General features: G+C 61.1%; 7 protein-coding genes. 2 read left to right on the forward strand and 5 right to left on the reverse strand.

The features are described from left to right. Positions 1-25: 25 nt before the first annotated feature. Positions 26-952: a cation diffusion facilitator family transporter gene (locus AB1576_05625; protein ID MEW6081246.1), complete on the forward strand. Its 927-nt coding sequence runs from the start codon at positions 26-28 to the stop codon at positions 950-952. Here AB1576_05625 and ortB read toward each other — a convergent pair. From ortB to ord, 3 genes are read right to left on the reverse strand one after another with little or no spacing between them, the layout of a single operon-like run. Next, positions 949-2,361 carry a 2-amino-4-oxopentanoate thiolase subunit OrtB gene (ortB, locus tag AB1576_05630; protein ID MEW6081247.1) on the reverse strand — a complete coding sequence of 471 codons (1,413 nt, stop codon included), beginning with the start codon at positions 2,359-2,361 and terminating at the stop codon, positions 949-951. The genes AB1576_05625 and ortB overlap by 4 nt on opposite strands. Beyond that, the gene (ortA, locus tag AB1576_05635; protein MEW6081248.1) at positions 2,358-2,660 is read right to left on the reverse strand and encodes a 2-amino-4-oxopentanoate thiolase subunit OrtA; all 303 of its coding nucleotides are present in this window, start codon (positions 2,658-2,660) and stop codon (positions 2,358-2,360) included. The genes ortB and ortA overlap by 4 nt, the downstream gene beginning before the upstream one ends. Continuing rightward, entirely contained in the window at positions 2,657-3,697 is a 1,041-nt protein-coding gene (gene ord / locus AB1576_05640; protein MEW6081249.1) for a 2,4-diaminopentanoate dehydrogenase, read from the reverse strand. The genes ortA and ord overlap by 4 nt, the downstream gene beginning before the upstream one ends. A 168-nt stretch (positions 3,698-3,865) precedes the next feature. Between ord and AB1576_05645 the strand changes: the two genes are divergently transcribed. Next, entirely contained in the window at positions 3,866-4,429 is a 564-nt protein-coding gene (locus AB1576_05645; GenBank protein MEW6081250.1) for a pyruvate kinase alpha/beta domain-containing protein, read from the forward strand. 441 nt (positions 4,430-4,870) lie between these two features. On the opposite strand, the gene AB1576_05650 is transcribed toward AB1576_05645, so the two are convergent. Both AB1576_05650 and AB1576_05655 read right to left on the reverse strand, forming a co-directional pair. Beyond that, entirely contained in the window at positions 4,871-5,620 is a 750-nt protein-coding gene (locus tag AB1576_05650; GenBank protein ID MEW6081251.1) for a type II toxin-antitoxin system Phd/YefM family antitoxin, read from the reverse strand. A gap of 478 nt (positions 5,621-6,098) precedes the next feature. Next, positions 6,099-7,007, reverse strand: coding sequence for a uroporphyrinogen decarboxylase family protein (locus AB1576_05655; GenBank protein ID MEW6081252.1), 909 nt, complete (start codon positions 7,005-7,007; stop codon positions 6,099-6,101). Between the last annotated feature and the right edge of the window lie 204 nt (positions 7,008-7,211).

Raw genomic sequence — 7,211 nt, forward strand, 5'->3', positions numbered from 1 at the left:
GCCCGCAAAGGGGGGGGTAGCCGCGGTGGACCTAGGGCGCAGGACAGTCCTGGCTACCCTGGCAGGGAATGTACTGCTGGTTTGCTCGAAGGCAACCGCCGGCATCTGGTCCGGAAGCATGGCCCTCCTGACCGAGGCGGTGCACTCCGCTGCTGATGTCCTTACCAGTTCCGGGGTGCTCCTGGGGCTCACCATAGCCAGGAAGCCCCCGGACAGTGACCATCCCTATGGCCATGGCAAGGTTGAGAGCCTGGTGGCCTTAGCCCTGGCTGGTGTCCTGATCTACGTGGGTTATTCCCTGGGCCGTTCTTCCCTAGACATCTTCAGGGAGCCCCGGGAAGTCCCGGGTGTGATGGCCCTCTGGATGGCGGTTCTGGCCATCCCTGCGAAAGAGGCCATGTATCGCCACACCATGAGAGCCTCAAGGATCCTGGGAAGCGTGGCCCTCGAGGCCGACGCCTGGCACCACCGGTGTGACGCCATCATATCCATGGTGGTGCTTGCCGGTATAGCCGGGGCAAGGATGGGCCTCTCCCAAGCGGACCCATGGGCCAGCCTGGTTATATGCTTCCTGATAGCCCGGGTGGGAGCCAGGCTGGGCTGGGGCGCCCTCAACCAGTTACTGGATGCGCAGCCCTGCCCGGAGAGGGTGAGGCTTGCGGAGGAACTGGTGGGTTCCGTGCCCCGGGTGAGGGAGGTTCACTGTGTCAAGGCCCGGTCCTACGGCTCTAGCCTGCACCTGGACGTCAAGATAGGTGTGGATCAGGACCTCAACGTGAAAGAGGGACACTCCATAGCCGCGAGGGTGAAGGAGTGCCTTAGGAGCAGCCTTCCAGAGGTGTCTGAGGTCCTGATCCACGTGAATCCCTGCCGGGCTATGGCTCCCTGCCAGGGGGCGGTAAATGCCGGGGGCAGGCAGGACCCCCCAGTGCAAGGTCCTCCCCAGGGCTAGCGTGACTCCTGGGCGGAGACGCTGGCGAATTCCCTCACGAAATCCTCGCTCTGCCTCACCTCCTGGGCTAGGAAGCACACGGTGCTGGCATCCAGGCTCTTGCCCTCCAGGGCGGCCAGGGCCTTCCTCAGGTAGGAGCGGGCAAGGCCCTCCAGGTCCACTTCAGTCAGCCTGAGCTGCCCAGGGTGCTCCGGGGTGACTATGCTCTGGCCGGGGATGCTCTCTCCGGGGTCTCCCCGCCTGACCTTTACCCCCAGCCCCCTGGCGAAGGAGAGCTGGGAGGAGGGGAGTTTCCCCGCACCTGTGTACTCCGTCTCCTGGACCACTACCGCTTCGTCCTCAGGGTACTCCCCGGCAATGACCAGGGCAGCGGCCAGGGAGGTGTTCCCCGCCGGTCCCCTCTCCAGCCCCTCCAGCTGGGACAGCGCCTCGGTGACATAGAAGACCTCCCCCTGGGAGACGGTAACATAGCGGTCCATGTACCGGAGGGGCCTGGCGGCGTTCCTGGGGACATCCACCCGGTCTGGCCAGGTGGCAAAGGGAACGCCGAAGCCCGTGTGCCCTGTTGTGAAGGACTTCCGGTTGAAGTCCCTGTCCGATGCCATGTGAAGGCCAGAAAGATCCACGCTCACGGCCACCACATGCGTGGACTGGCACCCTGCCTTCCTAAGTCCCCTGGCGGTTCCCGTGATATTCCCCCCGCCTGCGTGGGTAACCAGCACTGCGGCAGGGGGCCTTCCCACCTGGGATGTAACCTGTGTCCCTACCTCATAGCCCAGTGTCTCTATGCCGGCTATCGCGAAGGGGGTGTAGAGCGACGCATTGAAGTAGCCCGTCTCCTCCAGGAGAAGGAGGAACACGTAGAACAGCTCGGGGCCCACCGTAAGCTGGACAACCTCGGCCCCGTAGGCCTCGCACTTCCTGCCCTTCTCCAGTATCTCGGGCTGCCCCCGGCCCTGGCTGTCGTAAACCTCCTGGGCCACTATGCACTCCAGTCCCAGGGCCGCAGCCTGGGAGGCCACCGCGGCACCGTAGTTACCGCTGGTAGCAGCGATCATGCCTTTGTAGCCCAGGGTCTTGGCGTGGTAGGCCGAGAGCGCGGCGCGACGATCCTTGAAACTCCCAGAGGGGTTGGCGGCCTCGTCCTTAAGGAAGATCCGGGCGCCCTTCCCCGGGGGCGCCAGGCGCCTGGCTAGCCGGGTGAGGTTCCTGAGCTCGATAAGGGGTGTGTTGCCCACGGACACCCCCTTCTGGATCCGGGTTACCTCCTCCAACCCGTAACCGACCTCTTCCATCATGGCTTCGTAGTTGAAGGCCAGGATGCCTTCATTAAAGCGCTGGTAATCGATGCCCACCGACGCCATCATGATCTCGTTGCGGCGAGCCATCGTCCCAGGGTAGGATCTCACGAGGGGTCACCCCCCAGGAATTTCCTGAGTTCAGGCCCAATGGTGAGGAGTTCAGGGATGGCCTCGCCAAACCCGTGGGTGTGCCAGGGCTCCACTGCCTCCAGGGTGCCCCTGGCACGTCTTCCCGTGACGGTACTCACACATGCCTCTTTTCCCATCTCAGTCTCCTCCAGGAGGAAACCCTTTACTCGCATCTCCAGGGGCACCCTCGCGGTGTCCGGAGGCACAGCGGGCGCCCTTTCCCCAGGAGACAACACGGTAGCCCTTACCTGAACCCAGGTGCCCGCCTTGACCTTCACTGGCGGTCCCCCCTTTCGTGGCCCACACCCCTGGGCACCGGCAGGTCCGCCATGGTCAAGAGTCCTGGTCTTGCCTCAAGGACCACGGGGACCATGTTGAGGGCCACGGCGATGGTGCCGGTGCCTCCCGGGATCTCCGGCTGGATAGCCATGTTGATGCATGGTACGCCCTGGATCTCGATGTAGTCCCCGGTCCGGGTCCCCTCGGTCTCGGGATGGATCTGCTGGGGGTGTTCCATTTCGATAACTACCTTGCCTCCCACGATGCCCCTGGCGGTGTGGCGGCAGCCCGCCACCATTCCAGGACTAACCCTCACATAGGGAGTCTCCCTGCGGCTCTTACTGATTATGGGATGGCGTTCCTGGATGATCCGGTCGAGCCTCCAGCCGAGCGCCTTTGCCACCAGGGATATGGATTCAGGAAAGCCTATATGTCCCACAATGGTGCCGTCCTCCAAGCCCTTCTCGAATTCCTCCGGGGTGGTGCCCACCCCCTGGGTCCTCATGACCGTAGGTCCAAAGGGCGACAGGTCATTGACCCGCCGGGCCTTGACACAGGTGACCTCTGCCGTGGCACCCGTGAGACAGAGGATCAGCGCGTCCAGGACGAAACCTGGGTTGATGCCTGTTCCCAGCAGCGTCACTCCCGCCTTCAGAGCGGCCTTATCCATCTCTTCGGCCTCCCGAGGCCACTGGGCCCAGGGGAAGGCCATTTCCTCAGCGACGCTCACCACGTGGGTGCCCATCTCGCACAGGAGTAGTACCTCGGGGTATACCTCTCTCACCAGGGAGCCCGTGGAGTGGAGCACCACATTGGGTGCGCCCTCCCCGAATGCCTTCCGGGGGTCCAAGGACACCCTGACGCCAGTCTCAGCGTCAAGTCCAAGCACCTCCCCCAGGTCTCTTCCAGCCTTTCCAGGCCTTTTGGCAACGGCAGCCACGACTTCAAGGCCCCTCCTCTTTAGCGCCAGCCTGGCCATGCCAGACCCCATGGCACCCAGCCCCCAGATACCCACACGAACCCCATCCTTGAGCAAAGAGACCCCCCCAGTAGTCAGACCTCACTGTAGCGCCCAGTACAAAGGATGCCCCCGTCCGGGGGAAAGTAGGAGGGATGGGGATAGCTTCCCTGGGGCGCGTTGGAGGATTCCGCAAGGCCTTCTCCGAAGTGTGGGTTCAGCATCAAGCCAAGGGGGTTGGACACAGTGCCTTACTGGGATTCGGCCGGAGCCAAGCTGACCGGGCAAACGCTGGAGGCAGCATTCACCCGGGCCAAGGAGGCGGGAATAGGGTACCTGGTGGTGACATCCACAACAGGCCGGACCGCCAGGGCGGCCCTGGAGATGCTGCCCAGCGGCCTTAACCTGGTGGTGGTCACGCACCACCAGGGCTACAAGGAACCCGGGGTGAACGAGTGCGATCCTGAAACCATTCGCCTCCTCCAGGAGAAGGGTGCAGGGGTGCTCACCACCACGCACCTCCTGGCCAACGTGGAGAGGGCGGTCACCAACAAGTGGGGAGGCCTCTACCCGGGTGGGATAGTCTCGGCAACGCTGCGCATGTTCGGGCAAGGCACCAAGGTGTGCGTGGAGGCTTCAGTCATGGCACTGGACGCAGGACTGGTTCCCTACGGTGAGGACATCATGGCTTGCGGCGGTACTGGCAGGGGGCTGGACACGGCCATCATCTTGAGGCCCGCCCACTCCAATCACTTCTTCGACACGGTAATCCGGGAGGTCGTGGCAAAACCCAGGTGTGATCACGCTTAACCCCAGCGAGTCCCCAGAAGCCCCAGAAAGGGAAAAAGAGCCGGTCGGTGTAGCCCGCCAGTATTGCGGTACCATTGGCAAGGACGACAACTGCCAATCCGGGTCTTCACCCGGCTATACCAGTCCCAAGGGGGTACGGCCTTTTGGACTCCCAGCCGTACATGCCCAAAGCCCGGTTTTCCGGTGAATACGCTGAACGCCGCATTGCCTGCGGCGTGCCCCAGGGTCTCCATGCGTGGAGCCGGATTTCCAATAGGAGCCTGGCCACCACGCGCCATCTATCTGAAGCAGGTGGCAGAAGGGATCGAAGACCACGTTTGACGGATACTAGCGGGTGTGGTGGGAGACGTACGATGGGATACGGCATCAAGTGTCCCATCGTACAGGCTGACCGGCTGTTATGGGTCCCCCTCCAACGGGTGATCTTGCCAATCCGGCCCCCTAGAACTGGAATGTCTTATCTACCGTGATCTCCAGGCCATCAAAGAAGTAGGAAACCACGGTATCTCCAGACCCGTATGTAGCATATTCATCGATTTTGGAGTCACTAAAGCCATAGACCAGGACTAAATGCTTATTGGGGTCAACCACCCAGAACTCCCTCACACCGGATAGCATATACGTATTGAGCTTATCAACCATGTCCTTTGAACGGGTGCTCCTCGACAGTATCTCAACACAGAGTGTGGGTGTGCCCATGTACTTTCCTTTCTCGTTTATGGTACCCTCGAGGTCACAGGCAACGAGTAGATCTGGCTGCATCACATCAGGCGTTTTGAGATCCTTCTTGTAGAAGTGAACATCGAAGGGTGCGAAGAAGACCTTGCACTTCTTAGCTTCCATGTATCCTCGCAGGCACACATAGAGATTACCGGCGATATCCTGGTGGTAGGTATCTGGGGAATCCAAGAGGACTATTTCGCCATTGATGTACTCCATTCTAAGATCGCTCTTTTCGGAGATCTCCATGAACTCTTCGTAGGAGACCTTCTTGCCCCCATACTGGTAATCCAGGGCATGTTCCCTGACGGTAAAGTATCGTTCGATCTCTGTGATATAGGGTGTGAGTCTCACGGCTTTCTTACCGTTCTTCGTAACGACGACCTCGTGGTCCTGGATCACGTAGTCAATGTACTTACCGAGATTCATCTTGAACTCGGTTGCCGTAACAACTCTTGTCATATCATCCATATTCATCACCTCGCACAAACATCATACCATATCGGACGTAATGCATGCAAGAAATCGTACGAACTGAAATGATGGGAGAACTCGCCTGCACTGGGAGCCCGAGGCAGTTCGAGGCTATCTTCACCTTAAGGCATCAGCGCATGCGTGACCGGCCAGTTATTGCCATCTGAGCGCCCTGCGCTTCCAGGCAGAGCACCTCTACGAACTCATCTGCTAACGCTATCTGAGGGGGCTCCATGATCGCTGTCTCTAAGCGCCTCCGCCTTCTCCATGACCTTGAGGTTTCTTTGCCAGATGGTCTCTCCCTGGCCGCCACCATGAGGCCTCCAGCTGAAGGGCCGTTTTCGCCTGATTGGGAAGCACGGACACTGTTTGTTCCTGTTTACAGTGTTTCGATTATTCCTCGCAGAAAACACAACACCGGGGTGTCTGACTAGTGCCAGCCCCGGTGTGCAGGGCGAGGTCGCGTTTCCAGGGACTACTCCCAGGGGTCCCGCCCTGCCTCGTCCGCAGTCCGGTACATCTCCACGAGGTTCTCCACGGACACCTCTCCGTCCAGGAACCCCCCGGAGGATGCCAGGATGTAGCGGCCCCCCGGGGCTCCTGCCCTAATGGCATCCAGGGTATGCCTTCGTATCTCTTCCGGCGTCCCGGTGGCCAGCACATGAGTGGACACGTTTCCCATCAGTGTGATCTGCTTCCCGTAGTCTCGCTTGACTCCCGCCAGGCTCATGCCCGAGTCCGGGTCCAGGGAGTGGATCCCGTGAATACCCAGGGCCACGAGGTCTGGCAGAATGCCGTTGATGTTCCCGTCGGAGTGGAGCATCACTGGGAGTCCCTGGCGCTCCGCGGCCTCCAGCACCGGCCCGAGGTTGGGCAGGAAGAGCCTGCGGAGGTCTTCCGGGGATACGAAGGTACCATGGGCATAGGCCAGGTCATCCCCTATGAGGATGCCACTGGCCCCGGAGCGCGCGGCCATGGATACGACTTCAGCCTGGCCCAGGCACCAGTCCCTGGAGGCCCTTGCCAGGGACCCTGGGTCTTCCTTCATCCTGGTGAGGAACTCCTTCCATCCCACCGCCCACATGATGTCACTGAAGCATCCTCCCACCTGGGCGAAGACAAAGAAATCCGTGCCGGCGCTCCAGGCTTCGATCTCCTGGAACACCCCTGGGGAGACTGGTACGCCCGGTGCCGGGACACATGCCACGGCCACCAGGTCAAAACCGAGGGAAGCCAGGGCATCCCCTCGGGCCTCCCGGCCCACAGGGCCCTGGATTTCCAGGAGTCCCCGGACCAGGTCGTCTCCCAGCCAGAACTCACCCCTGGGGGGCCTGCCAGGCTTTGTGCCTTTGATGGCTGCCATCACCCTGTCCCTGGACTTCACTGTCTTCCACCCCCTCTTACCCATTCTCCGGCTCAAGACCTCGCACCTGGTTTACCAAACCTGCCTAAACCGCAAGCTTGGAAGGCCGCCTCTCTTCGGCCAATTTTGACGCTTCATCCAGGATTGCTCCGAAAAGTCTTACATCCCGTCCACGCCCGTTTAGACTGTCCGTGAACCCACTCCGGCCAGTATGGATTCTTAACG

Source organism: Bacillota bacterium (genome assembly GCA_040754315.1).
Classification (GTDB): domain Bacteria; phylum Bacillota; class Sulfobacillia; order DUSP01; family JBFMCS01; genus JBFMCS01.